This window comes from Streptomyces sp. NPDC055962 (assembly GCF_042270185.1).
Classification (GTDB): domain Bacteria; phylum Actinomycetota; class Actinomycetes; order Streptomycetales; family Streptomycetaceae; genus Streptomyces.
Genome location: NZ_JBHJYN010000005.1, coordinates 394,939 through 419,191 on the forward strand (window position 1 = coordinate 394,939; position 24,253 = coordinate 419,191).

21 protein-coding genes are annotated in these 24,253 nt (G+C 72.5%); 18 read left to right on the forward strand and 3 right to left on the reverse strand.

Translation table 11 applies throughout. The annotated features are described in order from the left end of the window. Positions 1-49 precede the first annotated feature (49 nt). From ACFC51_RS17970 to ACFC51_RS18005, 8 genes are all read left to right on the forward strand, one after another. On the forward strand, positions 50-1,159 hold the full coding sequence (locus ACFC51_RS17970) for a quinone-dependent dihydroorotate dehydrogenase (RefSeq protein WP_376379307.1): 1,110 nt from the start codon (positions 50-52) through the stop codon (positions 1,157-1,159). Next, positions 1,156-1,995: an orotidine-5'-phosphate decarboxylase gene (gene pyrF / locus ACFC51_RS17975; protein WP_376529531.1), complete on the forward strand. Its 840-nt coding sequence runs from the start codon at positions 1,156-1,158 to the stop codon at positions 1,993-1,995. Before ACFC51_RS17970 ends, pyrF begins: the two co-directional genes overlap by 4 nt. A gap of 245 nt (positions 1,996-2,240) precedes the next feature. Next, entirely contained in the window at positions 2,241-2,564 is a 324-nt protein-coding gene (locus tag ACFC51_RS17980) for an integration host factor (RefSeq protein ID WP_014157387.1), read from the forward strand. A 38-nt stretch (positions 2,565-2,602) separates the two neighbouring features. Further along, positions 2,603-3,220: a guanylate kinase gene (gmk, locus tag ACFC51_RS17985; RefSeq protein ID WP_376379301.1), complete on the forward strand. Its 618-nt coding sequence runs from the start codon at positions 2,603-2,605 to the stop codon at positions 3,218-3,220. Positions 3,221-3,321: 101 nt separating this feature from the next. Next, on the forward strand, positions 3,322-3,594 hold the full coding sequence (gene rpoZ, locus ACFC51_RS17990) for a DNA-directed RNA polymerase subunit omega (protein ID WP_003970369.1): 273 nt from the start codon (positions 3,322-3,324) through the stop codon (positions 3,592-3,594). Positions 3,595-3,772: 178 nt separating this feature from the next. Then, on the forward strand, positions 3,773-4,975 hold the full coding sequence (coaBC, locus tag ACFC51_RS17995; RefSeq protein WP_376529534.1) for a bifunctional phosphopantothenoylcysteine decarboxylase/phosphopantothenate--cysteine ligase CoaBC: 1,203 nt from the start codon (positions 3,773-3,775) through the stop codon (positions 4,973-4,975). A 240-nt stretch (positions 4,976-5,215) separates the two neighbouring features. Continuing rightward, positions 5,216-6,424, forward strand: a complete 1,209-nt coding sequence (gene metK, locus ACFC51_RS18000; RefSeq protein WP_376379295.1) for a methionine adenosyltransferase — start codon at positions 5,216-5,218, stop codon at positions 6,422-6,424. A 123-nt stretch (positions 6,425-6,547) separates the two neighbouring features. Further along, positions 6,548-8,692, forward strand: a complete 2,145-nt coding sequence (locus tag ACFC51_RS18005) for a primosomal protein N' (RefSeq protein WP_376379292.1) — start codon at positions 6,548-6,550, stop codon at positions 8,690-8,692. Positions 8,693-8,889: 197 nt separating this feature from the next. On the opposite strand, the gene ACFC51_RS18010 is transcribed toward ACFC51_RS18005, so the two are convergent. Then, positions 8,890-9,393 (reverse strand): hypothetical protein, encoded by a 504-nt coding sequence (locus ACFC51_RS18010; protein ID WP_376379289.1) that lies wholly within the window; start codon positions 9,391-9,393, stop codon positions 8,890-8,892. Positions 9,394-9,643: 250 nt separating this feature from the next. Between ACFC51_RS18010 and fmt the strand changes: the two genes are divergently transcribed. From fmt to ACFC51_RS18030, 4 genes are all read left to right on the forward strand, one after another. After that, positions 9,644-10,576, forward strand: coding sequence for a methionyl-tRNA formyltransferase (gene fmt, locus ACFC51_RS18015; protein ID WP_376379286.1), 933 nt, complete (start codon positions 9,644-9,646; stop codon positions 10,574-10,576). Positions 10,577-10,676: 100 nt separating this feature from the next. Then, positions 10,677-12,110: an RsmB/NOP family class I SAM-dependent RNA methyltransferase gene (locus ACFC51_RS18020; protein ID WP_376379283.1), complete on the forward strand. Its 1,434-nt coding sequence runs from the start codon at positions 10,677-10,679 to the stop codon at positions 12,108-12,110. A gap of 102 nt (positions 12,111-12,212) precedes the next feature. Continuing rightward, positions 12,213-12,896, forward strand: a complete 684-nt coding sequence (gene rpe / locus ACFC51_RS18025; protein ID WP_376379280.1) for a ribulose-phosphate 3-epimerase — start codon at positions 12,213-12,215, stop codon at positions 12,894-12,896. Positions 12,897-13,035: 139 nt separating this feature from the next. Then, positions 13,036-14,022 carry a sugar-binding transcriptional regulator gene (locus ACFC51_RS18030; RefSeq protein ID WP_376379327.1) on the forward strand — a complete coding sequence of 329 codons (987 nt, stop codon included), beginning with the start codon at positions 13,036-13,038 and terminating at the stop codon, positions 14,020-14,022. Between the two features lie 77 nt (positions 14,023-14,099). Here the strand turns inward: ACFC51_RS18030 and ACFC51_RS18035 are convergent, their stop codons facing one another. Further along, entirely contained in the window at positions 14,100-15,254 is a 1,155-nt protein-coding gene (locus tag ACFC51_RS18035; protein ID WP_376377520.1) for a terpene cyclase, read from the reverse strand. A gap of 294 nt (positions 15,255-15,548) precedes the next feature. Between ACFC51_RS18035 and ACFC51_RS18040 the strand changes: the two genes are divergently transcribed. From ACFC51_RS18040 to ACFC51_RS18060, 5 genes are all read left to right on the forward strand, one after another. Then, positions 15,549-17,015, forward strand: coding sequence for a GuaB1 family IMP dehydrogenase-related protein (locus tag ACFC51_RS18040; protein WP_376377522.1), 1,467 nt, complete (start codon positions 15,549-15,551; stop codon positions 17,013-17,015). Between the two features lie 204 nt (positions 17,016-17,219). Further along, positions 17,220-18,680, forward strand: a complete 1,461-nt coding sequence (locus tag ACFC51_RS18045) for an aldehyde dehydrogenase family protein (protein ID WP_376377524.1) — start codon at positions 17,220-17,222, stop codon at positions 18,678-18,680. Between the two features lie 111 nt (positions 18,681-18,791). Next, a complete protein-coding gene (locus ACFC51_RS18050; RefSeq protein ID WP_376377526.1) occupies positions 18,792-19,247 on the forward strand; it encodes an Lrp/AsnC family transcriptional regulator in 456 nt (151 codons plus the stop codon). Between the two features lie 234 nt (positions 19,248-19,481). Further along, on the forward strand, positions 19,482-20,279 hold the full coding sequence (locus ACFC51_RS18055) for a carbon-nitrogen hydrolase family protein (RefSeq protein ID WP_376377528.1): 798 nt from the start codon (positions 19,482-19,484) through the stop codon (positions 20,277-20,279). Between the two features lie 47 nt (positions 20,280-20,326). After that, entirely contained in the window at positions 20,327-22,033 is a 1,707-nt protein-coding gene (locus tag ACFC51_RS18060; RefSeq protein ID WP_376529536.1) for a flavin monoamine oxidase family protein, read from the forward strand. Between the two features lie 43 nt (positions 22,034-22,076). Here the strand turns inward: ACFC51_RS18060 and ACFC51_RS18065 are convergent, their stop codons facing one another. After that, positions 22,077-22,787: a DUF5995 family protein gene (locus ACFC51_RS18065; RefSeq protein ID WP_376529539.1), complete on the reverse strand. Its 711-nt coding sequence runs from the start codon at positions 22,785-22,787 to the stop codon at positions 22,077-22,079. Positions 22,788-22,884: 97 nt separating this feature from the next. On the opposite strand from ACFC51_RS18065, the gene ACFC51_RS18070 reads away from it, so the two are divergent. After that, positions 22,885-24,075 (forward strand): glycoside hydrolase family 6 protein, encoded by a 1,191-nt coding sequence (locus tag ACFC51_RS18070; RefSeq protein ID WP_376529542.1) that lies wholly within the window; start codon positions 22,885-22,887, stop codon positions 24,073-24,075. Positions 24,076-24,253 lie beyond the last annotated feature (178 nt).

A 24,253-nucleotide genomic window follows, 5' to 3' on the forward strand; every position in this document is an offset into this window, starting at 1 on the left:
GCCAGGGGGACACCGGAAACGGTGTCCCCCTCTTCATGAGGACACCCAGATGTACAAACTCTTCTTCCAGCTGGTCTTCAAGCGGATGGATCCCGAGGAGGCGCACTATCTCGCCTTCCGCTGGATCCGCCTCGCCGCCCGCATCCCGGTGCTCCGCACCTTCGTCGCCGCCGTGTTCGCCCCCCGGTACGAGGAACTGCGCACCGAGGCCCTCGGGCTGCGGATGCACGGCCCCTTCGGTCTCGCCGCCGGCTTCGACAAGAACGCCGTCGCGATCGACGGCATGTCCATGCTCGGCTTCGACCACGTCGAGATCGGCACGGTCACGGGGGAGCCGCAGCCCGGCAACCCGAGGAAGCGGCTGTTCCGCCTGGTCGCGGACCGCGCGCTGATCAACCGCATGGGCTTCAACAACGAGGGCTCCGCGGCCGTGGCGGAACGCCTCGCCGCCCGCACCCCGGTCTTCCGCACGACGGTCGGGGTCAACATCGGCAAGACCAAGGTGGTCCCCGAGGACGAGGCCGCGGGCGACTACGTGAAGTCCACCGAGCGGCTCGCCGCCCACGCCGACTACCTCGTCGTGAACGTCTCCTCGCCCAACACGCCCGGCCTGCGCAACCTCCAGGCCACCGAGGCGCTCCGCCCGCTGCTCACCGCCGTGCGCGAGGCGGCCGACCGCACGGTCACCGGCCGGCGGGTCCCGCTGCTCGTCAAGATCGCCCCGGACCTGGCCGACGAGGACGTCGACGCGGTCGCCGACCTCGCCGTCGAGCTCGGTCTGGACGGCATCATCGCCACCAACACCACGATCGCCCGCGACGGCCTCGGCCTGAAGTCCGACGCGTCCCTGGTCAAGGAGGCCGGCGGACTCTCCGGCGCGCCCCTCAAGGAGCGCTCCCTGGAGGTCCTGGGCCGCCTGTACGCCCGCGTGGGAAGCCGGATCACCCTGGTGGGCGTCGGGGGCATCGAGAACGCCGAGGACGCCTGGCAGCGCATCCTGGCCGGTGCCACGCTCGTCCAGGGGTACAGCGCCTTCATCTACGAGGGCCCGTTCTACGCCCGAGCGATCCACAAGGGCCTGGCCGCGCGCCTGGCGGCCTCCCCCTACGCCACCCTTGCCGACGCCGTCGGCGCCGAGACACGGAAGGCCGCACAGTGACCCTCGAACCCTTCGGCGCGCGTCTGCGCCACGCCATGGACACCCGCGGGCCGCTCTGCGTCGGCATCGACCCGCACGCCTCCCTCCTCAGTTCCTGGGGCCTGAGCGACGACGTCGCGGGACTGGAGCGCTTCACGTGCACGGTCGTCGAGGCGCTGGCCGACCGGGTCGCCGTGCTCAAGCCGCAGTCCGCGTTCTTCGAGCGCTTCGGTTCGCGCGGCATCGCGGTCCTGGAGAAGGCCGTCGAGGAGGCGCGCGCGGCGGGAGCCCTGGTGCTCATGGACGCCAAGCGCGGCGACATCGGCTCCACGATGGGCGCGTACGCCGCCACCTACCTCGACAAGGACTCGCCGCTCTTCTCGGACGCGGTCACCGTCTCGCCGTACCTCGGCTTCGGCTCTCTGCGGCCCGCGCTGGACGCCGCCGCGGTCTCCGGCGCGGGTGTCTTCGTGCTCGCCCTCACCTCCAACCCGGAGGGGGCCGAGGTGCAGCGCGCCACCGCCGCCGACGGGCGCTCGCTGGCCCAGCTGATGCTCGACCACATGGCCGCCGAGAACGCGGGTGCTACGCCGCTCGGCTCCGTCGGCGCGGTGGTCGGCGCGACGCTCGGGGACGCGGGCGTGGACCTGTCGGTCAACGGCCCGCTGCTCGCTCCCGGCATCGGCGCCCAGGGCGCCACGCCCGCGGATCTCCCCGGTGTCTTCGGTGCCGCGGTGGGCAACGTGGTGCCGAGCGTGAGCCGGGGTGTGCTGCGTCACGGACCGGACGTGTCAGGGCTGCGCGAAGCCGCCGGACGGTTCGCGGAGGAGATCCGTACGGCCGTCTCGGAAGCTTGACCATGCCACGTAACTGCCTGTTGGCGGAATCCTGACCAAAATTCCGGGTTGTTATGGCCGAAATGTCCGGCTCGATCGAGGCTGACCAGGACTTTTCCGCTGTTCTCGCTGACTCAGGCGGCCTTGGCCGCTAGTCTCCGTCGAGAGCCAACGAGTACACGTTGTTCGTTGGCTCACCAGGTGCGGAGCCATCAGGTTCCTCGCCGGTCCGTATCCGACAGATCGACATCCGAGGTGACGTAGGCGTGGCTCTTCCGCCCCTTACCCCTGAACAGCGCGCAGCCGCGCTCGAAAAGGCCGCCGCGGCTCGCCGGGAGCGGGCCGAGGTCAAGAATCGACTCAAGCACTCCGGCGCCTCGCTCCACGAGGTCATCAAGCAGGGCCAGGAGAACGACGTCATCGGCAAGATGAAGGTCTCCGCCCTTCTCGAGTCCCTGCCGGGCGTGGGCAAGGTCCGCGCCAAGCAGATCATGGAGCGGCTCGGCATCTCCGAGAGCCGCCGGGTCCGGGGTCTTGGCTCCAACCAGATCGCATCCCTGGAGCGTGAGTTCGGCGGCAGCGCCGCCTGACGTTCTCAGGCACTCCTGAGAGCGGGGATAATCGCCCCATGGCTGCAACATCCCGGGGGAAGTCCCCCGTACCCCCGGACGTACGTCCGCGGCTGACCGTGCTCTCCGGCCCCTCGGGTGTCGGCAAGAGCACGGTCGTCGCTCATATGCGCAAGGTTCACCCCGAGGTGTGGCTCTCGGTGTCGGCCACGACCCGTAAGCCCCGCCCCGGCGAACGCAACGGTGTCCACTACTTCTTCGTGGACGACGAGGAGTTCGACAAACTGATCGCCAACGGCGAGCTGCTGGAGTGGGCCGAGTTCGCGGGCAACCGGTACGGCACGCCCCGCCGGGCCGTGCTCGACCGCCTGGAGGCGGGCGAGCCGGTGCTGCTGGAGATCGATCTGCAGGGTGCCCGGCTGGTCCGCCAGTCGATGCCCGAGGCGCAGCTCGTCTTCCTCGCGCCGCCCGGCTGGGACGAGCTGGTGCGCCGGCTCACCGGCCGCGGCACGGAGGCGCCCGACGTGATCGAGCGCCGGCTCGCGGCGGCGAAGGTCGAGCTGGCCGCCGAGGCCGAGTTCGACACCACGCTCGTCAACACCTCCGTCGAGGACGTGGCACGCGAGCTGCTAACGTTGATGCTGCAGGCTTCCGGCCTCCACGGTACCGACGGCTGACCTCACCGGTCCCCCGCCGGCCCGCGGACGCAGAGCATCACACTGCGGAACCAGCATGACCAAAGATCTCTTTGGTCACTATCCCCTTCGGAAGGCAGAGAGTGTCCTCTTCCATCACCACGCCCGAGGGCATCATCAACCCGCCGATTGATGAGCTCCTCGAGGCCACCGACTCGAAGTACAGCCTCGTGATCTACGCCGCCAAGCGCGCGCGCCAGATCAACGCGTACTACTCGCAGCTCGGCGAAGGCCTCCTCGAGTACGTCGGTCCGCTCGTCGACACCCACGTGCACGAGAAGCCGCTCTCGATCGCGCTCCGCGAGATCAACGCGGGCCTGCTCACCTCCGAGGCCATCGAGGGCCCCGCGCAGTAAGCAGGCGGCACGCAGGAAACGCACCTTCACCACAGGCCCGGCGGTCACCGACCGCCGGGCCTGCGGCGTGTCCGGTGCCGGACCCGCCGGAGCGAGCCCGGCGCGGTGAGGCAGCATGGGGTCCGTACGTCACGAGGCCGCACGCGAGTGCGCGGAGACACGAGTGCGGGGAGACGCAGTGGAGAAGCCGAAGGTCGTCCTGGGGGTCAGCGGGGGCATCGCCGCGTACAAGGCGTGCGAGCTGCTGCGCAGGCTGACCGAGTCCGGCCACGACGTACGGGTCGTCCCGACCGACGCGTCGCTGAACTTCGTCGGGGCCGCCACCTGGTCGGCCCTCTCCGGGAACCCCGTCTCGACCGAGGTCTGGGAGAGCGTCCACGAGGTGCCGCACGTCAGGATCGGCCAGGCCGCCGACCTCGTCGTCGTGGCTCCCGCGACCGCGGACATGCTCGCCAAGGCCGCCCACGGCCTCGCCGACGACCTCCTCACGAACACCCTGCTGACCGCGCGCTGTCCGGTCGTCTTCGCGCCCGCGATGCACACCGAGATGTGGGAGCACCCGGCCACCCAGGAGAACGTCGCCACCCTGCGCCGCCGGGGCGCCGTCGTCATCGAGCCGGTCGTCGGCAGGCTCACCGGTGTGGACACCGGCAAGGGCAGGCTGCCCGACCCCGGGGAGATCTTCGAGGTCTGCCGCCGGGTCCTCGCCCGCGGTCCCGTCGTCCCGGACCTCGCCGGCCGTCACGTGGTGATCAGCGCGGGCGGCACCCGTGAGCCGCTCGACCCGGTGCGCTACCTGGGCAACCGGTCCTCGGGCAAACAGGGCTACGCCCTCGCCCGCACCGCTGTGGCCCGGGGCGCCCGGGTGACCCTGATCGAGGCGAACACCGGGCTCCCCGACCCCGCGGGAGCGGACGTCCTGCGCGTCGGGACGGCCGTGCAGCTGCGTGAGGCGGTGCTGAAGGCGGCTGCCGACGCCGACGCGGTCGTGATGGCCGCGGCGGTCGCCGACTTCCGGCCGGCCGCCTACGCGGCGGGGAAGATCAAGAAGAAGGACGGCCAGGAACAGCCTCCGGTCGCGCTCGTCCGCAACCCCGACGTCCTCGCCGAGGTCGCCGCGGACCGTGCCCGGCCGGGGCAGCTCGTCGTCGGATTCGCCGCCGAGACCGACGACGTCCTCGCCAACGGCCGCGAGAAACTCCGCCGCAAGGGCTGTGATCTTCTCGTCGTGAACGAGGTGGGGGAGCGCAAGACCTTCGGTTCCGAGGAGAACGAGGCGGTCGTGCTCGGGGCCGACGGCAGCGAGACCGCTGTGCCGTACGGGCCCAAGGAAGGGCTTGCCGACACCGTATGGGACTTGGTCACGGCGCGTTTCCGTTAGATTGCGTAAATGCCGTCCCGCCGGGAAGGAACCCACGGTGATCGGCTCTCTCTCGCCCCTGGAAGGAGGGATTGTCGTACTGCTGTCAACAGTGCCGCAGGTCACAGACCTCCCAAGGGGCGAGACGCGTGACCCAAACACCGGAAGCGACCGATAAACTGGTCGACGGAATGTGCCGGGCGCAGCTCCCGGAGTTCCATCAATGATCAGCCAGCAGCCGCTGCAACCCCAGGGAGCGATGTGTCCCGCCGTCTCTTCACCTCGGAGTCCGTTACCGAGGGCCACCCCGACAAGATCGCTGACCAGATCAGCGACACGATTCTCGACGCGCTCCTGCGTGAGGACCCCTCCTCGCGTGTCGCCGTCGAGACCTTGATCACCACCGGTCTGGTGCATGTCGCGGGTGAGGTCACGACCAAGGCCTACGCCGACATCCCCAACCTCGTGCGCAACAAGGTGCTGGAGATCGGCTACGACTCCTCCAAGAAGGGCTTCGACGGAGCCTCCTGCGGTGTCTCGGTGTCCATCGGCGCCCAGTCCGCGGACATCGCCCAGGGCGTCGACACCGCTTACGAGAAGCGGGTCGAGGGAGACGAGGACGAGCTCGACAAGCAGGGCGCGGGCGACCAGGGGCTGATGTTCGGCTACGCCTGCGACGAGACGCCCGAGCTGATGCCGCTGCCGATCTACCTCGCGCACCGGCTCTCCCGCCGCCTCTCCGAGGTCCGCAAGAACGGGACCATCCCGTACCTGCGCCCCGACGGCAAGACCCAGGTCACCATCGAGTACGACGGCGACAAGGCCGTACGCCTCGACACCGTCGTCGTCTCCTCGCAGCACGCCTCCGACATCGACCTCGACTCGCTGCTCGCGCCCGACATCCGCGAGTTCGTCGTCGAGCACGTCCTGTCGCAGCTCATCGAGGACGGCATCAAGCTGGACACCGAGGGGTACCGCCTCCTGGTGAACCCGACCGGCCGTTTCGAGATCGGCGGCCCCATGGGCGACGCCGGCCTCACCGGCCGCAAGATCATCATCGACACCTACGGCGGCATGGCCCGCCACGGCGGCGGCGCCTTCTCCGGCAAGGACCCGTCCAAGGTCGACCGCTCGGCCGCCTACGCCATGCGCTGGGTCGCCAAGAACGTCGTGGCGGCCGGGCTCGCCGCCCGCTGCGAGGTCCAGGTCGCCTACGCGATCGGCAAGGCCGAGCCGGTGGGCCTCTTCGTCGAGACCTTCGGCACCGCCGCGGTCGACACGGAGAAGATCGAGCACGCGATCGGCGAGGTCTTCGACCTCCGCCCGGCCGCGATCATCCGCGACCTCGACCTGCTCCGCCCGATCTACGCCCAGACCGCGGCCTACGGACACTTCGGCCGTGAGCTCCCGGACTTCACCTGGGAGCGCACCGACCGCGTGGACGCGCTGCGCGCGGCTGCGGGGCTCTGAGCACCGCCTGCACTCCTTCACGCCGGGGCCCGGACACCGTACGAGGTGTCCGGGCCCCGGCGTGCTGTCCAGGCCGTTCCGGACGGCCCGGACGTGTCAGTGGCGTCTGGTAGGAAGGTGGCTGTGAGCAGCGACGACGAGCGGTCCGACGAGCCCGGGTCCGGGGCACCGGAGCAGCTTGCGCTCATCCGGGAGACGGTGCGCCGGGCGAACGTGCCGCGCGCGAAGCCGCGGACCTGGCGGGGCGCCGCGCTCGCCGGGGAGCTGCCCGTCGCCCGCGTCCTGGTGAACAAGGGCGCGCTCCACCTCGATCAGTACTTCGACTACGCCGTCCCCGAGGAACTCGACGCCGAGGCACAGCCCGGCGTCCGGGTCCGGGTGCGCTTCGGAGCCGGAGGACGCCAGGTCCGCGGCGGGCGGCGCGAAGGCGGCGGGCTGATCGACGGCTTCCTGATCGAGCGGCGCGCCACCTCGGACTACCAGGGAGCCCTCGCCGCCCTCGCCTACGTCGTCTCGCCCGAGCCGGTCCTCGGGCCGGAGCTGCTCGAGCTCTCGCGCGCCGTCGCCGACCGTTACGCCGGCAGTCTCGCGGACGTGCTCCAGCTCGCCGTGCCCCCCAGGAACGGCCGTGCGGAGGGCAGACCGTCGCCCGAGCCCCTCCCGCCCCCGACCGCCCCGTCGCCCGGCACCTGGGAGCGCTACGCCCAGGGGCCCGGTTTCCTGCGGGCGCTGGCGGAGGGCGGGGCGCCCCGCGCCGTGTGGACGGCGCTGCCCGGACCGCACTGGCCCGAGGAGATCGCCCGTGCGATGGCCGCCACCCTGGCCTCGGGCCGGGGCGCGCTCGTCGTCGTACCGGACGGCCGGAGCGCCGGCCGCGTCGATGCCGCGCTCACCGCGGTGCTGGGGGAGGGGCGTCATGCCCTGCTGACCGCCGACTCCGGGCCGGAGAAGCGCTACCGCCAATGGCTGGCGGTCCGGCGCGGTTCCGTGCGCGCCGTGGTCGGGACCAGGGCGGCGATGTTCGCCCCGGTCGCCGATCTGGGCCTGGTGGCGCTCTGGGACGACGGCGACTCCAGCCACAGCGACGACAACGCCCCCTTCCCGCACGTCCGGGAGGTCCTGGAGCTCAGGGCGGCGCACGGCCGCTGCGCCTTCCTCCTGGGCGGGACGAGCTGCACGGTCGAGGCCGCCCAGCTGGTCGAGAGCGGCTGGGCCCTGCCGCTGCAAGCGGAGCGCGACCAGCTGCGGATCGCGGCGCCCCTGGTGCGCACCGTCGGCGACGGGGAGCTCGCCCGGGACGGCGCGGCCCGCTCGGCGCGACTGCCCAGCCTGGCCTGGCAGACCGTGCGGGACGGGCTGCGCACCGGCCCCGTGCTCGTCCAGGTGCCGCGCCGGGGGTACGCACCCCGGCTGGCCTGCGAGCGCTGCCGCGAGCCTGCCCGGTGCCGGCACTGCGCGGGGCCGCTCCAGGCCCCGGACCAGCGGGATCTCGACTGCGCCTGGTGCGGGCGGGCCGAGACGGCCTGGAACTGCACGGCCTGCGGAGGTGTGCGGCTGCGGGCGCAGATCGTCGGTGCCCGCAGGACCGCCGAGGAGCTGGGGCGGGCGTTTCCGGCGGTGCCGGTGCGGACCTCGGGGCGGGACCACGTCCTGGACTCCGTGCCGGACCAGCCGGCCCTGGTCGTGAGCACACCCGGGGCGGAACCGGTGGCCGAAGGCGGCTACGCGGCCGCGCTCCTGCTGGACGGCTGGGCGATGGTCGGCCGCCCCGACCTCCGGGCGGGCGAGGAGGCCCTGCGGCGCTGGACGGCCGCCGCCGCCCTAGTGCGGGGGCAGCCGGAGGGCGGCACGGTGGTGATCGTGGCCGAGCCGACCCTGAGGCCCGTGCAGGCGCTGGTCCGCTGGGACCCGGTCGGCCACGCCCGGCGGGAACTCGCGGAGCGGGCGGAGCTCGGCTTCCCCCCGGTGTCGCGGATGGCCGCGGTGACCGGCCCGCCGGAGGCGGTGGCCGCGTACCTCGCCGGTGCGGAGCTGCCCCCCGAGGCGGAGGTGCTCGGGCCCGTGCCGGTGCCCGGGGCCGGGCCCGGCAGGCCGCGCAGGCAGGGCGACGCCCCGCCCGGGGAGACCTGGGAGCGGGCGCTGGTGAGGGTCCCGCCGGGACGGGGGGCGGCGCTCGCGACCGCCCTGAAGACGGCCCAGGCCGCCCGTACGGCCAGGGGCACAGGGGATCCCGTACGGATCAGGATCGATCCGCCGGACATCGGCTGACGCGGCCGCACCCCGCGGTCGGCGCCGGGGACGGGGCCCGGCGGGAGCCGGGCCTTCGGAGAGCCCGCGGCGGCCGGGCGGGCCACCGCGGGCTCTCCGGCATCCGGACCCCTGTACGGAGGCCGAGCGTCCTCGGCCTCCGTCCCCGCCCTGTCCCTGTCCTGCTCCGGCCGGGAGCGTCCCGGCCGTGCACGCCGTCAGCCGTTGCGCGGGCCGGGGAAGGCGCCGGGCCGGTCCGAGGGCTGCGGCGGCATGGAGCGGGCCGCGGGCACCACGGGGGCGGAGCCGGGCCCCGCGGGCACCGCGCGGTTCACCGGCTCCGCGGCGGCCTCCGCCGCGGACGGCTGCGGGGTGGCGCGGCGCGCGCCGTAACGGCGGTGCACCGCCTGCTTGGTGACCCCGAGGGCGGAGCCCACCGCGTCCCACGAGAACCCCAGCGAGCGGTCGAAGTCCACCGCGGCGGTGACCAGCGTCTCGACGCTGTCCCGCAGTTCCTGGGCCAGCCGGACCGTCGGAGCCGGCGCCCTGCCGTAGACGACGAAGCCCGCGGACGGGCCGGAGCGGCGGGGACGGTAGACGTTGCCCAGCTGCGCAGTGAGGGTGCGCAGCGCGTCCACCTGCCGCCGCACCCGCTCGATGTCCCGCACCAACAGGTGCAGGCTGGCACGCGCTTGGGCGTCGTGGGTTGCGTGGTCGGCCATGAACAAGCCTCTCGAACCGGCGTTGAAAGGGATCGGACCGCGCGGCGGCGGTCCACTTCGGTCAATCTCACTTGACCAACGCCTCACCCGGCCATGTGGTCACGCAACAGGGGCGTATGTGCATATGCGCGGGGCGCATCCGCGTGCGTACGCCCCCGGTCCGGGCGGCCCGGGCGGGACCTCGGGGCACCCCCTAGACTGGTGTGCTGCTCGCCACGTACGTTCCGGCCCGAGAGGCAGTCCGCCACCCATGAAGCTCGTCTTCGCAGGCACCCCCGAGGTCGCCGTCCCCGCTCTGGACGCCCTGATCGCCTCCGACCGCCACGAGGTGGCCGCCGTGGTGACCCGCCCCGACGCGCCGGCCGGGCGGGGACGCAGGCTGGTCGCCAGCCCCGTGGCCGAGCGCGCGGAGGAGGCGGGCATCGAGGTGCTCAAGCCCGCCAGGCCGCGCGACGAGGACTTCCTGGCGCGGCTGCGGGAGATCGCACCGGACTGCTGCCCCGTCGTCGCGTACGGCGCCCTGCTCCCCAAGAGCGCGCTGGACGTGCCGGCCAAGGGCTGGGTCAACCTGCACTTCTCGCTCCTGCCCGCCTGGCGCGGGGCGGCGCCCGTGCAGCACGCGGTGATGGCCGGTGACGAGGTGACCGGGGCGTCGACCTTCCTCATCGAGGAGGGGCTGGACTCGGGCCCGGTGTACGGCGTCCTCACCGAGGAGGTCCGGCCCACCGACACCAGTGGCGATCTGCTCACCCGGCTCGCCTTCGCGGGAGCCGGACTGCTCGCGGCGACCATGGACGGAGTCGAGGACGGCACCCTCCACGCCGTGCCGCAGCCGGCCGAGGGCGTCACCCTCGCCCCGAAGATCGGCGTCGAGGACGCCCAGGTGCGGTGGACGGAACCCGCGCTCCGGGTCGACCGCGTGGTCCGCGGCTGCACACCCGCCCCGGGGGCCTGGACCCTCTTCCGCGGTGAGCGCCTCAAGCTCGTCCAGGCCCACCCCGTGCTGGACCGCACCGACCTCGCCCCGGGCGAGCTCTCCGCCGCCAAGAACAACGTGTACGTCGGCACCGGCTCCCACGCCGTGGAGCTGCTCTGGGTCCAGCCGCAGGGCAAGAAGCCGATGAGGGCCGCCGACTGGGCCCGCGGCGTGCGCATCGTCCACGGGGAGCTCCTCGGGCTCTGAGCCGCGGGAGCGGTCCGGCCGGGGCTCGGGACCGGGCCCCGGGGAGGGCGACGTACGCTGGACGGGTTCGCCCCCTCACCCTCAGCGGAGCACCTTTCACGTGAACGACCAGCAGCGTCGACGTCCCGCCAAGCCACATCGCCGCCCCAAGAAGGACCCGGTCCGGTTCCTCGCCTTCGAGGCGCTCCGGGCGGTCGACGAACGCGACGCCTACGCCAACCTCGTCCTGCCCCCGCTGCTCAAGAAGGCACGGGCCAAGGGCGACTTCGAGGGCAGGGACGCGGCACTGGCGACCGAGCTGGTCTACGGGACACTGCGCCGACAGGGCACGTACGACGCGATCGTCGCCGCCTGCATCGACCGGCCGCTCCGCGAGGTCGACCCGCCGGTGCTCGACGTGCTCAACATGGGTGTCCACCAGCTGCTCGGCACCCGTATCCCGACCCATGCGGCCGTCTCCGCCAGCGTGGAGCTGGCGCGGGTGGTGCTCGGCGAGGGCCGCGCCAAGTTCGTCAACGCGGTGTTGCGCAAGGTGTCCGCGCACGACCTGGAGACGTGGGTGGAGCGCGTCGCGCCCTCCTACGAGGAGGACGCCGAGGAGCACCTCTCGGTCGTCCACTCCCATCCCCGCTGGATCGTCTCCGCCCTCTGGGACGCCCTGGGCGGCGGCCGCGCCGGGATCGAGGACCTGCTGGAGGCCGACAACGAGCGGCCCGAGGTGACCCTGGTGGCCCGGCCCGGGCGCTCCACCCCCGACGAGCTGCTCGACGCCCTCGGAGAGGAGAGCGGCCTGCCCGGCCGCTGGTCTCCCTACGCCGTGCGGATGGCGGAGGGCGGCGAGCCGGGCGCCCTGGAAGCCGTGCGGAACGGCAGCGCCGGTGTGCAGGACGAGGGCAGCCAGCTCGTCGCCGCCGCGCTGGCGGCTGCTCCGGTCGAGGGCGGCGACACCCGGTGGCTGGACGGCTGCGCCGGCCCGGGAGGCAAGGCCGCGCTGCTGGCCGCGCTCGCCGCCGGACGCGGCGCGACGCTGCTCGCCGCGGAGAAGCAGCCGCACCGCGCACGGCTCGTCGAACGCGCACTGGCCGGCAATCCCGGGCCGTACCAGGTGATCACCGCCGACGGGACCCGCCCGCCGTGGCGGCCCGGGTCCTTCGACCGGGTCCTCATGGACGTCCCGTGCTCCGGCCTCGGAGCCCTGCGCAGGCGTCCGGAATCCCGGTGGCGCCGGCGGGCGGAGGACCTGGAGAGCTTCGCCCCCCTGCAACGCGGTCTGCTCCGCGAGGCGTTGAAGGCCGTCCGGGTCGGCGGAGTCGTCGGCTACGCGACCTGCTCGCCGCACCTCGCGGAGACCAGGGTCGTCGTCGAGGACGTGCTCAAGGGGCGCGGCGGACCGGCCGCCGAGGCGGAGTGGATCGACGCCCGCCCGCTGCTCCCGGGGGTACCCGCGCTGGGTGACGGTCCGGACGTCCAGCTGTGGCCGCATCTGCACGGCACGGACGCGATGTACCTCGCCCTCCTGCGCCGCACGGCCTGACCGGGGGGAAAAGGCCGGGATTGCGCGAACCGTAATGATCCCGTGAGGCTTTGAGGCCCACCGGGGCGGGGAAGTGGCCCGGAGCATGGCAGGCTTGGGTGCATGGCCCAGATCAACCCCAGCATCCTGTCCGCCGACTTCGCCCGCCTCGCCGAGGAGGCGAAGGCCGTGGAAGGCGCCGACTGGCTCCATGTCGATGTCATGGACAACCACTTCGTGCCCAACCTGACGCTGGGCGTGCCCGTCGTGGAGGCGCTGAGCAAGGCCGCGGACACCCCGCTGGACTGCCACCTCATGATCGAGGACGCGGACCGCTGGGCCCCGCAGTACGTCGAGGCGGGGGCCGGCTCGGTCACCTTCCACGCGGAGGCCGCGGCCGCGCCCGTACGGCTGGCCCGGGAGATCAGGGCCAAGGGCGCCCGCGCCTCCATGGCGCTGAAGCCCGCGACGCCCATCGAGCCCTACGAGGACCTCCTCCCCGAGCTCGACATGCTGCTGATCATGACGGTCGAGCCGGGTTTCGGTGGCCAGGCCTTCCTGGACATCATGCTGCCGAAGATCCGCCGCACCCGTGAGCTGATCTCGAAGCACGGCCTGGAACTGTGGCTCCAGGTCGACGGCGGGGTCTCCGCCACCACCATCGAGCGGTGCGCCGAGGCGGGCGCCGACGTCTTCGTCGCCGGCTCGGCGGTCTACGGGGCCGAGGACCCGGCCGAGGCGGTCCGGGCGCTCCGCGCACAGGCCGACGCGGTCACGGCCACGGCACCCTGGGCATGCGGCCACTGAACCAAGCTCAGGTGAACGCGGCCCGACGGGCCTGATCAAGGATCGCCGGATCTGACAGGATGGACGGCGTATCGAGCGTGTGAACAGCAGTGAGGAGATCGCGGTGTCTGGCATCTCGGCGGGTCGGTCAGCCATGCGGATGGGACCCGCGGAGCTGGTGCAGGCGGCGGCCATGGCCCGCCGGTTCTACCTCGAGGGCAAGTCGAAGATCCAGATCGCCGAGGAGTTCGGCGTCAGCCGCTTCAAGGTGGCCCGGGTCCTGGAGACGGCCCTCGAGCGTGATCTCGTACGGATCGAGATCCGGGTACCGGCGGAGCTGGACGCGGAGCGCTCCGACGCGCTCCGGGCGCGGTACGGCCTGCGGCACGCCGTCGTGGTCGAGTCGCCGGCGGAGGAGCAGGACGACGCCGCCGACCCGGAGAACCTGGGCGAGGTGGCGGCCGACCTGCTCGGCGAGCTGGTCAACGAGGGCGATGTGCTGGGGCTGGCCTGGGGCCGCTCCACCATCCACATGGCGGCGGCCCTCGACCGGCTGCCCCCGTGCACGGTCGTCCAGCTGACCGGGGTCTACGACGCGGGGACGGCCGAGCGCGGCTCGGTCGAGGCGGTCCGCCGCGCCGCGCAGGTGTCCGGGGGAGAGGCCCACCCCATCTACGCGCCGATGCTGCTGCCGGACCCGGCGACGGCGGCCGCGCTGCGCCACCAGACGGGGATCGCCCGGGCCTTCGAGTACTTCGACAAGGTGACGGTCGCCGCGGTCTCCATCGGCTCCTGGGAGCCCGGCATCTCCACCGTCCACGACATGCTCTCGGACGAGGAGCGCGCGCACTACGCCTCCCTCGGCGTGGCCGCGGAGATGTCCGCCCACCTCTTCGACACGAACGGGCGACGGGTCGGCCGCGACCTGGGCGAGCGGTGCATCACCGTGGAGGCGGACCGGCTGCGCCGGATCCCCGAGGTGGTGGCCATCGCAGGCGGGCAGCGCAAGGCGGCCGCGATCGGCGCGGTCCTGCGCTCGGGGCTGGTCACCAGCCTCGTGACGGACACCGCTGCGGCCGACTACCTCCTGACGGAGTCCGCCGCAGGCCAGCGGCCCGCCCTGGAGCGGGCCGACCCGGACGACTGAGACCGGCCGCGCGACCGGCACCGGTCATGACGGAGGCCGGGCACCCGCAGGGGTGCCCGGCCTCCGTCATGACCGCCTCAGCGACGGCCGTGGCCCGCGCCCAGCCCGGCGCCGGTGTCCACGGGTGCGGGGCCGGGGTCGACCCCCGGTGCCCGGTCCGGCCGCGCGGCGTCCGTCCCGGGCCGTGCGGCCCCCGTCCCCGGCTCCGCGGGCTCCGCGCCCACTCCGAGGACGGACTCCTCCAGATACGCGCCGGGCTCGGCGTACTGGCTGACATCCGCGGGGGCGTAGCGGGGGGTCTGCCGAGACCAGTCGAGATTGCCCCGCATCCAGCTCCGCATCCCGTCGAGGTAGGGCACGAGCAGCCCGGCCAGCTCAGGGTGGCGGTCGAGCAGCTCGCCCTCTGCGGTGAGGAAGCGCTCCGTCTCGGTGGCAATCTCGGCGCACACGTGTTCGAGGGCCTCCTGCTTTCCGAAGCCGCGGTGGTGGCGGACCAGGTGCACGAGGTTGTGGATCTCGCCCAGCACCTGCTCCTTCTCGTAGGAGTAGACGTCGTTGGCCCAGCACACGACGTTGCAGGACGCCTCCAGCGCGGTGATGAACCGGGCGTCGTTGTGGACCGACTCGGGGGCCACGATCCCGGCCACGATCTCTATCAGGTCCATGCACACATGGATGGCCCCGGTGTGCCTGCGCTTGGCGATGTACGTCGCCTCTGACGGCACGACGCCGTCGGCGCGGTTCCCCGCCTCCCAGGTCGTGGCGGTCGTCAGGTAGGTCATCAGGTGCCAGGTGAAGCGGGCGCGCCAGTGCGGGGCGGCCCGCGGAATCGTACGTTCCCACAGGTCCGCCAGGGCGATCAGCGCGGCCGGGGCCTCCTCGCCCGGCCCCGGGCCGGGCGCCGTGCCCTCGACCACGGCGCGCATGCGCTCGACCACGTCGCGTACGCGGTCGGGGCTGCGGCCCAGGTGTCCGTCGTCGAGCTGGTCGTCGACGAGGAAGAGCCAGACGAACCAGTCGGCCACCAGGTCCAGGTGCTCGCCGTCCGCCGTCGGGTAGACCATGCCCACGAAGGCCCCGAAGTCGGCCTGCTCGAAACGCTCCCGGGCGGACTCGCGGTGGACCAGGCCGGTGTGCCGTGTCCAGGCGTCGAGGTGCTCACGGGTGTGGTCCACATGCGGATTGCTCCGCTGGGGGAAAGGGCAGTAGATGTCGGGCAGTTCGCTCTCCACAGGCGGATCCCCATCCTCTCCGGCCAGACGCGCGACAGGTGTTCGGGGCTCGTGGACGGCGTGTCGCCTACCGCCGAGACCTGCGGATTTGAAGCTACCTGAGCCCCCGTCACCCGGTCCAGGGATCGTGATCACGAAGGATCGAATCCTGTTCGGGTAGGGTCCATGGGTAAGGCAGGTTTCCACTTGCCCCGCCCCCGGGCAGCCTCCTTGGAGGAACTGACGAACGCGGGGGCGCATCGCTGTGTCTTCGTGGAAACGACCTGCACCGTTTCGTATGAAAAAATGAGTGTTATGCGTTTTCTTGAGCCCGGCACCGGTCGCTACACGACCTCTCCCTCGGTCCCCTACGACCTGACGTACGACGACGTCTTCATGGTCCCCGGCCGCTCCGCGGTCGGGTCCCGGCAGGCCGTGGACCTCGCCTCGCCGGACGGCAGCGGTACCACCATCCCGCTCGTCGTCGCGAACATGACGGCCATCGCGGGCCGCCGGATGGCCGAGACGATCGCCCGTCGGGGTGGTCTGGTCGTGATCCCCCAGGACATTCCGATCGAGGTCGTCACCGAGGTCATCAGCTGGGTCAAGAAGCGCCACCTCGTCCTCGACACGCCGATCGTGCTGGCCCCCGGCCAGACGGTCGCCGACGCGCTGTCCCTGCTGCACAAGCGGGCCCACGGCGCGGGCGTCGTCGTCGACGCGGAGAACCGGCCCGTCGGCGTCGTCACCGACCACGACCTGACCGGGGTGGACCGCTTCACCCAGCTCTCCGAGGTCATGTCCAAGGACCTGGTCGTGCTCGACGCGGACATCGACCCGCGCGAGGCCTTCAACACGCTCGACGGCGCGAACCGCAAGCTCGCCCCGGCGGTCGACGCGGACGGCCGGCTCGTCGGCATCCTCACCCGGAAGGCCGCGCTCCGCGCGACGCTCTACACTCCCGCGACGGACGCGGACGGCAAGCTGCGGATCGCGGCGGCCGTCGGTATCAACGGCGACGTGGCGGGCAAGGCCAAGCAGCTCCTGGACGCCGGTGCCGACGTGCTCGTCGTCGACACCGCCCACGGCCACCAGGAATCCATGATCAGCGCGGTGCGGGCCGTGAGGGCGCTCGACCCCCGGGTCCCGATCGTCGCGGGCAACATCGTCGCCGCGGAGGGCGTGCGCGACCTCATCGAGGCGGGCGCCGACATCATCAAGGTCGGTGTCGGCCCGGGTGCGATGTGCACCACCCGGATGATGACCGGCGTCGGCCGGCCGCAGTTCTCCGCGGTGCTGGAGTGCGCGGCCGAGGCGAAGAAGCACGGCAAGCACGTCTGGGCCGACGGCGGCGTCCGGCACCCGCGCGACGTGGCGATGGCGCTGGCCGCCGGTGCGTCCAACGTCATGATCGGTTCCTGGTTCGCCGGTACGTACGAGTCGCCCGGCGACCTCCAGCAGTCCGCCGACGGGCGGTACTACAAGGAGTCGTTCGGGATGGCCTCGGCGCGTGCCGTCAAGAACCGCACCTCCGAGGAGTCCGCCTACGACCGGGCCCGCAAGGCGCTGTTCGAGGAGGGCATCTCCACCTCGCGGATGTTCCTCGACCCCACCCGCCCCGGGGTGGAGGACCTGATCGACTCGATCATCGCCGGTGTCCGTTCCTCCTGCACCTACGCGGGCGCTTCCTCGCTCGAGGAGTTCGCCGAGAAGGCGATCGTGGGGGTGCAGAGCGCCGCCGGTTACGCCGAGGGCAAGCCGCTGCACGCCAGCTGGAGCTGATGGAGCGGAGGCCGGTACGGCCTCGTCGCAGGTGCCCCTTCCGGGAGTTCACGCCGGGAGGGGCACTTCCGTGTGAGCCCACCGGGCGCCCGGAGGGCACCTGGCGTCCACCTGTGAGCACTCCCGTCACCCCTTCAACTTGGTTGAAGGGTAAGTAATATGAGCCGCAATCAGCTGCCCCCCCCCTCTGCGGTAAGGGATCTCATGTCTTCGTTCTTCACCGACCTGGCCCAGCAGTACATCGACGGTGAGTGGAGGGCGGGGAAGGGATCCTGGGACATCATCGACTTCAACCCGTACGACGGGGAGAAGCTCGCCTCGATCACCGTGGCGACGGCGGACGAGGTCGACCAGGCATACCGGGCGGCCGAGCGGGCCCAGCAGGGATGGGCGGACACCAACCCGTACGCCCGGCGGGCGGTGCTGGAGAAGGCACTCCGCGTGGTCGAGGAACGCGAGGCCGAGATCGGTGAGGCGATCGTCGCGGAGCTCGGAGGGACCCGTCTGAAGGCGGGCTTCGAGCTGCACCTGGCCAAGGAGTTCCTGCGCGAGGCCGTCCAGCTCACCCTGCGCTCCACCGGGCAGATCCTGCCCTCGCCCACGGAGGGCAAGGAGAACCGCGTCTACCGGCTGCCCGTCGGCGTCGTGGGCGTCATCAGCCCCTTCAACTTCCCCTTCCTCCTGTCGCTCAAGTCGGTCGCGCCCGCCCTGGCCCTCGGCAACGCCGTGGTCCTGAAGCCGCACCAGAGCACTCCGGTCTGCGGCGGCACCCTGATCGCCAAGGTGTTCGAGGAGGCAGGGCTGCCCGCCGGGCTGCTGAACGTGGTGGTCACCGACATCGCCGAGATCGGCGACAGCCTGCTGGAGCACCCCGTGCCGCAGGTCATCTCCTTCACCGGCTCGGACGCGATCGGCCGCCACGTCGCGCGGGTCTGCGCGGCCCACCTCAAGCGCGCCGTGCTCGAACTGGGCGGCAACAGTGCGCTGATCGTCCTGGACGACGCCGACGTGGACTACGCGGTCGACGCGGCCGTCTTCAGCCGCTACATCCACCAGGGCCAGGTCTGCATGGCGGCCAACCGCATCCTGGTGGACCGCTCCGTGGAGCAGGAGTTCACCGAGAAGTTCGTCGCCAAGGTCGCCTCCCTGCGGGTCGGTGACCCCGCGGACCCCGCGACGCACATCGGCCCGCTGATCAGTTCCTCGCAGGCCGACGCGGTGTCCAAGCTCGTCGACGAGACCGTGGCGGCGGGCGCCACGGCGCTGCTGCACGGCCGGGCCGACGGGAACCTGGTGAGCCCGTCCGTGCTGACCGGCCTCGCCGCGGACTCCCCGGTCCTCCAGCAGGAGATATTCGGCCCGGTGGCCCTGCTCGTCCCCTTCGACGGCGAGGACGAGGCCGTCCGCATCGCCAACGACACCCCGTACGGGCTGAGCGGTGCGGTGCACACCGGCAACATCGAGCGCGGCGTAAGGGTGGGGCAGCGGATCCGCACCGGCATGATCCACATCAACGACGGCACCGTCCACGACGAGCCCATCGTCCCCTTCGGCGGCGAGAAGAACTCCGGACTCGGCCGGCTGAACGGCGAGTCGATGCTCGAGGCGTTCACCACCCAGAAGTGGATCTCGGTCCAGCACGGCCGCTCGCAGTTCCCCTTCTGACCGGCCCCTCCCTGCGGCGGGCGCGCCCCTCGTGGCGCGCCCGTGGTCTACTTCGGGGGCGGCCCGTGCCGCCCCGTACCCCCTCCGCCGCAGAGAGACGACCCACCCGACGTGCGCCTGAACGACCTCGACGAACGCATCGTCCACGCCCTCGCCGAAGACGCCCGCCGCTCCTACGCGGACATCGGCGCACTCATCGGCCTCTCCGCGCCCGCGGTGAAGCGTCGTGTGGACCGGCTGCGCGCCGAAGGCGCCATCACGGGCTTCACCGTGCGGGTCGACCCGGCGGCGCTCGGCTGGGAGACCGAGGGGTTCATCGAGATCTACTGCAGCCGCAACACCGCGCCCGAGGCGATCAAGCGGGGTCTCGCCGCCTACCCGGAGGTCGCGTCCGCCTCCACGGTGACGGGTGACGCCGACGCGATCGTGCAGGTCTTCGCGGCCGACATGCGTCACTTCGAGCAGGTGCTGGAACGGATCGCCGGCGAGCCGTACGTCGAGCGGACCAAGTCCGTCCTCGTGCTCTCCCCGCTGCTGCGGCGGTACTCCTCGGGCCCGCCGGCCTGACGGGCGCCGACCACCCGGGGACCCGGCCCGCGCCGCCCCGCAGACACGTCCCGTGGAGACCGAAATCACTCGCCTGACCTGCGACGACGTCGTGCGCAACGAATCGCCGCACCGGCCGCCTCGTGCGCAACGGATCGACGGTGCACGCGCAACATTCGCGTCTTGTCGCCCCTGATCCCCGCGCCGTACCTTCGATAGGTCTCCCCGCCCCGCCCGCCCCGCCCGAGGTCAGCCATGCCGCCGTTGCGCACCGCCCTGCTCCAGAGCTCCGGACGGACCGGTTCCGTGACCGCCAACCTCGCAGCGCTCGACGAGGCCGCCGCCCGGGCCGCAGCCGCCGGGGCCCGGCTGCTGGTCTGCCCGGAGCTTTTCCTCACCGGCTACGCCGTCGGTGACGCCGTCCCCGCGCTCGCCGAGCCCGCCGACGGGCCCTCCGCGCACGCCGTCGCCGAGATCTGCCGGCGCCACGGCCTCGCCGTCCACTACGGCTACCCGGAGCGCGCCGGGGACGCCGTCTTCAACGCCGCGCAGCTCATCGGCCCCGACGGCACGGCGCTCGCCAACTACCGCAAGACCCATCTCTTCGGCAGCTTCGAGGAGGAGTGGTTCACCCCCGGCGACCGCCCCGTGGTCCAGGCCGAGGTCGACGGCGTACGGGTGGGGCTGCTCATCTGCTACGACGTCGAGTTCCCGGAGAACGTCCGGGCGCACGCCCTGGCCGGGACCGAGCTCCTGCTGGTCCCGACCGCGCTGATGCACCCGTTCCCGTTCGTCGCCGAGGCCGTCGTGCCGGTCCGCGCCTTCGAGAGCCAGCTGTACATCGCGTACGTCAACAGGGCGGGCAAGGAAGGCGAGTTCGACTTCACCGGGCTCAGCTGCCTGGCCGGCCCCGACGGCACGGCCCGGGCCCGCGCCGGCCGTGGCGAGGAACTGCTCGTCGGTGAGGTCGACCCCGGCCTCCTCGCCGCGTCGCGTGCGGCCAACCCCTATCTCGCGGACCGCGTCCCGGGGCTGTACGGCTCCCTGGCCTGAGCAGCCCGCCCCCTGTCCCACGCTTCCCCGCAAGGAGTCCCCGCCCCATGACGTCCACGGTGCCCAACGCCGTCCAGCACACCGACGCGCAGCCGCCGATCACCATGTTCGGGCCGGACTTCCCCTACGCCTACGACGACTTCCTGGCCCACCCGGCCGGCATCGGGCAGATACCGGCCACCGAGCACGGCACCGAGGTCGCCGTCATCGGCGGGGGGCTCTCCGGCATCGTCACCGCGTACGAGCTGATGAAGATGGGCCTGAAGCCCGTCGTCTACGAGGCGGACCGGATCGGCGGACGGCTGCGCACCGTCGGCTTCGACGGGTGCGACCCGTCGCTGACCGCCGAGATGGGCGCCATGCGCTTCCCCCCGTCGTCCACGGCGCTCCAGCACTACATCGACCTGGTGGGCCTGGAGACCAAGGCGTTCCCCAACCCGCTCTCCCCGGCCACCCCGTCGACCGTCGTCGACCTCAAGGGGGAGTCCCACTACGCGCGGACCATCGACGACCTGCCGCCGGTGTACCGCGAGGTGATGGACGCCTGGAACTCGTGCCTGGAGGAGGGCGCCGACTTCTCCGACATGAACCGCGCGATGCGCGAACGCGACGTACCGCGGATCCGCGAGATCTGGGCGAAGCTCGTGGAGAAGCTCGACGACCAGACCTTCTACGGCTTCCTCTGCGGCTCCGACGCCTTCGCCTCGTTCCGCCACCGCGAGATCTTCGGGCAGGTCGGCTTCGGCACCGGGGGGTGGGACACCGACTTCCCCAACTCGATCCTGGAGATCCTCCGCGTCGTCTACACCGAGGCCGACGACCACCACCGGGGGATCGTCGGCGGCAGCCAGCAGCTGCCGCTGCGCCTGTGGGACCGTGAACCGCAGAAGGTCACGCACTGGCCGCTCGGCACGTCACTGGCCTCCCTGCACGACGGGGAGCCGCGTACCGCGGTGACCCGGCTCGACCGCACCGCCGGGAACCGCATCACCGTCACCGACGCCACCGGAGACATCCGCACCTACCGGGCAGCGGTCTTCACCGGCCAGTCCTGGCTGCTGCTCTCCAAGATCGCCTGCGACGACGCGCTCTTCCCGATCGACCACTGGACGGCGATGGAGCGCACCCACTACATGGAGTCGTCCAAGCTCTTCGTCCCCGTCGACCGGCCGTTCTGGCTCGACGAGGCCGTCGACGGGGCGGGGAGGCCCACCGGCCGGGACACGATGTCCATGACGCTGACCGACCGGATGACCCGGGGGACGTACCTCCTGGACGACGGGCCCGACAAGCCGGCCGTCATCTGCCTCTCCTACACCTGGTGCGACGACAGCCTGAAGTGGCTGCCCCTGTCCCCGAACGAGCGCATGGACGTCATGCTGAAGTCGCTCGGCGAGATCTATCCGGGCGTCGACATCCGCAAGCACATCATCGGCAACCCGGTCACCGTCTCCTGGGAGAACGAGCCGTACTTCATGGGTGCGTTCAAGGCCAACCTGCCGGGCCACTACCGCTACCAGCGGCGCCTGTTCACCCACTTCATGCAGGAGCGGCTGCCCGCCGACAAGCGGGGCCTGTTCCTCGCCGGCGACGACATCTCCTGGACGGCCGGCTGGGCCGAGGGCGCGGTGCAGACCGCGCTGAACGCCGTGTGGGGCGTGATGGCGCAGTTCGGCGGCTCCACCGACCCCGCGAACCCCGGCCCCGGCGACGTCTTCGACACCATCGCGCCGGTCGAGCTCCCGGAGGGCTGAGCGGACCGCGAAGGGATGCAGCCGGCGTGCCGGGCGAAGCGTTTCAGCGGCACGGTGTGAGCAGGAAGCGCCCCACCAGGCCCGTCCCGGCGTCCATCCGCACCCGGAACTCCTCGGCCAGCGGCGGCACCGCACGCAGCCGCCACAGCATCCTGGCCGCCGACCACGACGCCTCACGGGCCCTCTCCAGGCTCCAGGCCCCGGCGAGATGGGTCAGCGGATCCGCGACCTCCAGCAGATCGGGGCCCGGCATCAGATCTTCGCGGATCTGCTCCTCCAGCAGGACGAGGAGATCACCCACCCGCTCGAACTCCTCCTCCAGGTCGGCGGGAGCGCAGTCGAGCGTACGGCAGGTGTCCACCACGGCCAGGGCGAGATCGTGCCCGATGTGCGCGTTGATACCGGCCAGTGCGAACTGGAGCGGGCGTACACCGGGGTGGCGGCGGTACTGGAACAGGAGACGCCAGCAGGCGGGCGGGGTGCCGCCCGAGACGGCCGTGTCGACCGCCGCCAGATAGTGCTCCGCGAACCGCACGTCCAGTGCGGACACGGCCTCCCGGTCCTGGAACGCGCCGTCCGCGAGGTGCCGGCCGAGGGTCTCCGTGACCGTCAGATAGACCTGGTTGAAGACGGCCACGCCGTCCCCGGGCGGCCAGCCGGAGCGGAAGGCACGCATCCGCTCGATCACCGTGCCGACATCGGTCACCGTGCCGGCCGCGCCGGCCGGACTTGCGAACTGCTCGATCCGCTCCATGCGGGCAGCGTCCCAGCCATAGGCTCGCCACGGCGCCGACGGGCCGGAGACTTCATCGGAACGGACGAACACCGGGCGCCGGGGGAGGGGACGAGGGGTGTCGGGCGCACGTGAACGAGGCAGGACCGAGGCGGGGTGCCGGAGGCGCGCGGCACGCCGCCACACCATGGCCGCGCTGGCGTCGGCCGTCGTGGCCGCCGGTGCGGCGACGGGTGTGTTGTCCGCCGCCGACGACGGCGGGCGCACGACCGCCCGCCCGGACACGAGCGCCTCCCCGGTCCTGGAACCGCTGCCCGCCGTGCTCACTCCCTCCGTCTCCCCCTCGGCGTCCGTGGCGCCCGCGCCGTCCCCGGAGTCCTCCCGGACGGCGCGCAGGAGCCCGGCTCCGGCCACGTCGTCCGAGCGGCCCCCGCCGAGCGCCGCGCGGTCCGCCGCGCTCTACCGCCACCCGCAGTCCCAGGTCCTGGACTGGGTCGCCGCCCACCGGGACGACCCGCGCCGCCCCCTGATCGAGTCCAGGATCGCGGCGCAGCCCGCCGCCGTGTGGTTCCCCGCCTACAACCCGGGGGCCGTGACCGGTCAGGTCCGGGGCGTGACGGCCGCAGCCGCGGCTGCCGGCCGCACACCCGTGCTCGTGCCGTACGCGATACCCGACCGGGACTGCGGCGGGGCGTCCGAGGGAGGGGCGCCCGGCCTGGACGCGTACGACGCGTGGATGGAGGACTTCGCCGCGGGCCTCGGGGACGGACCGGTCATCGTGGTCCTCGAACCGGACGCGGTCGCCCTGTCGGACTGCCTCACGGCCGGGCAGCGGGCCGACCGCTTCGCGTCGCTGGCCCGCGCGGGCCGCATCCTGCACGCGGCGAACCCCCGGGCCAGGGTCTACTTCGACGGTGGGCACTCCGGCTGGCACAGCCCGGCGAAGCAGGCCGCGGCGCTCCGGGCTGCGGGAGCCGCGACCGCCGGGGACGGCATCTTCACCAACGTGTCCAACTTCCACGGCACGGCCGACGAGGCCGCGTACGCCCGCCGGGTGCTCGCCGCCCTCGGCGGCCCGCCCGGCCTGGGCGCCGTCATCGACACCAGCCGCAACGGCAACGGCGCGCCGGAGGCCGGGGAGTGGTGCGACCCGCCGGGCCGGGCCCTCGGCAGGACTCCGACGACGGACACCGGTCTGCCCGGGATCGACGCGTACCTCTGGGTGAAGCTGCCGGGGGAGTCGGACGGCTGCAAGGGGTCGGCCGGTTCGTTCACCCCGGACTACGCCTACGAGCTGGCCACGGGCTGAGCGGTACCGCCGGGGCAGGCGGGCCGGAGAGGCCCGGTCGCCCGACGGCGGGACGGGTGATCGCGCAGTGGAGCCGGACCGTGGCCGACATCGAACGGTGCCACGCGAGTGGAGCGCTTCGGGCGGATTTCCGGAGGACGGAGTTCCCGACCTCGCCGATCGGCCGAAGGCCGGAGCT

What these genes read in the sequence shown, in the direction of transcription:
- ACFC51_RS18045 (WP_376377524.1), top strand. Translation starts at nt 17,220, where the DNA reads ATGTCTTCGTTCTTCACCGACCTGGCCCAGCAGTACATCGACGGTGAG.
- rpe (WP_376379280.1), top strand. Translation starts at nt 12,213, where the DNA reads ATGGCCCAGATCAACCCCAGCATCCTGTCCGCCGACTTCGCCCGCCTC.
- ACFC51_RS18010 (WP_376379289.1), bottom strand. Translation starts at nt 9,393, where the DNA reads ATGGCCGACCACGCAACCCACGACGCCCAAGCGCGTGCCAGCCTGCAC.
- gmk (WP_376379301.1), top strand. Translation starts at nt 2,603, where the DNA reads ATGGCTGCAACATCCCGGGGGAAGTCCCCCGTACCCCCGGACGTACGT.
- ACFC51_RS18040 (WP_376377522.1), top strand. Translation starts at nt 15,549, where the DNA reads ATGCGTTTTCTTGAGCCCGGCACCGGTCGCTACACGACCTCTCCCTCG.
- fmt (WP_376379286.1), top strand. Translation starts at nt 9,644, where the DNA reads ATGAAGCTCGTCTTCGCAGGCACCCCCGAGGTCGCCGTCCCCGCTCTG.
- ACFC51_RS18055 (WP_376377528.1), top strand. Translation starts at nt 19,482, where the DNA reads ATGCCGCCGTTGCGCACCGCCCTGCTCCAGAGCTCCGGACGGACCGGT.
- ACFC51_RS18030 (WP_376379327.1), top strand. Translation starts at nt 13,036, where the DNA reads ATGGGACCCGCGGAGCTGGTGCAGGCGGCGGCCATGGCCCGCCGGTTC.
- ACFC51_RS17970 (WP_376379307.1), top strand. Translation starts at nt 50, where the DNA reads ATGTACAAACTCTTCTTCCAGCTGGTCTTCAAGCGGATGGATCCCGAG.
- ACFC51_RS18065 (WP_376529539.1), bottom strand. Translation starts at nt 22,787, where the DNA reads ATGGAGCGGATCGAGCAGTTCGCAAGTCCGGCCGGCGCGGCCGGCACG.
- ACFC51_RS18060 (WP_376529536.1), top strand. Translation starts at nt 20,327, where the DNA reads ATGACGTCCACGGTGCCCAACGCCGTCCAGCACACCGACGCGCAGCCG.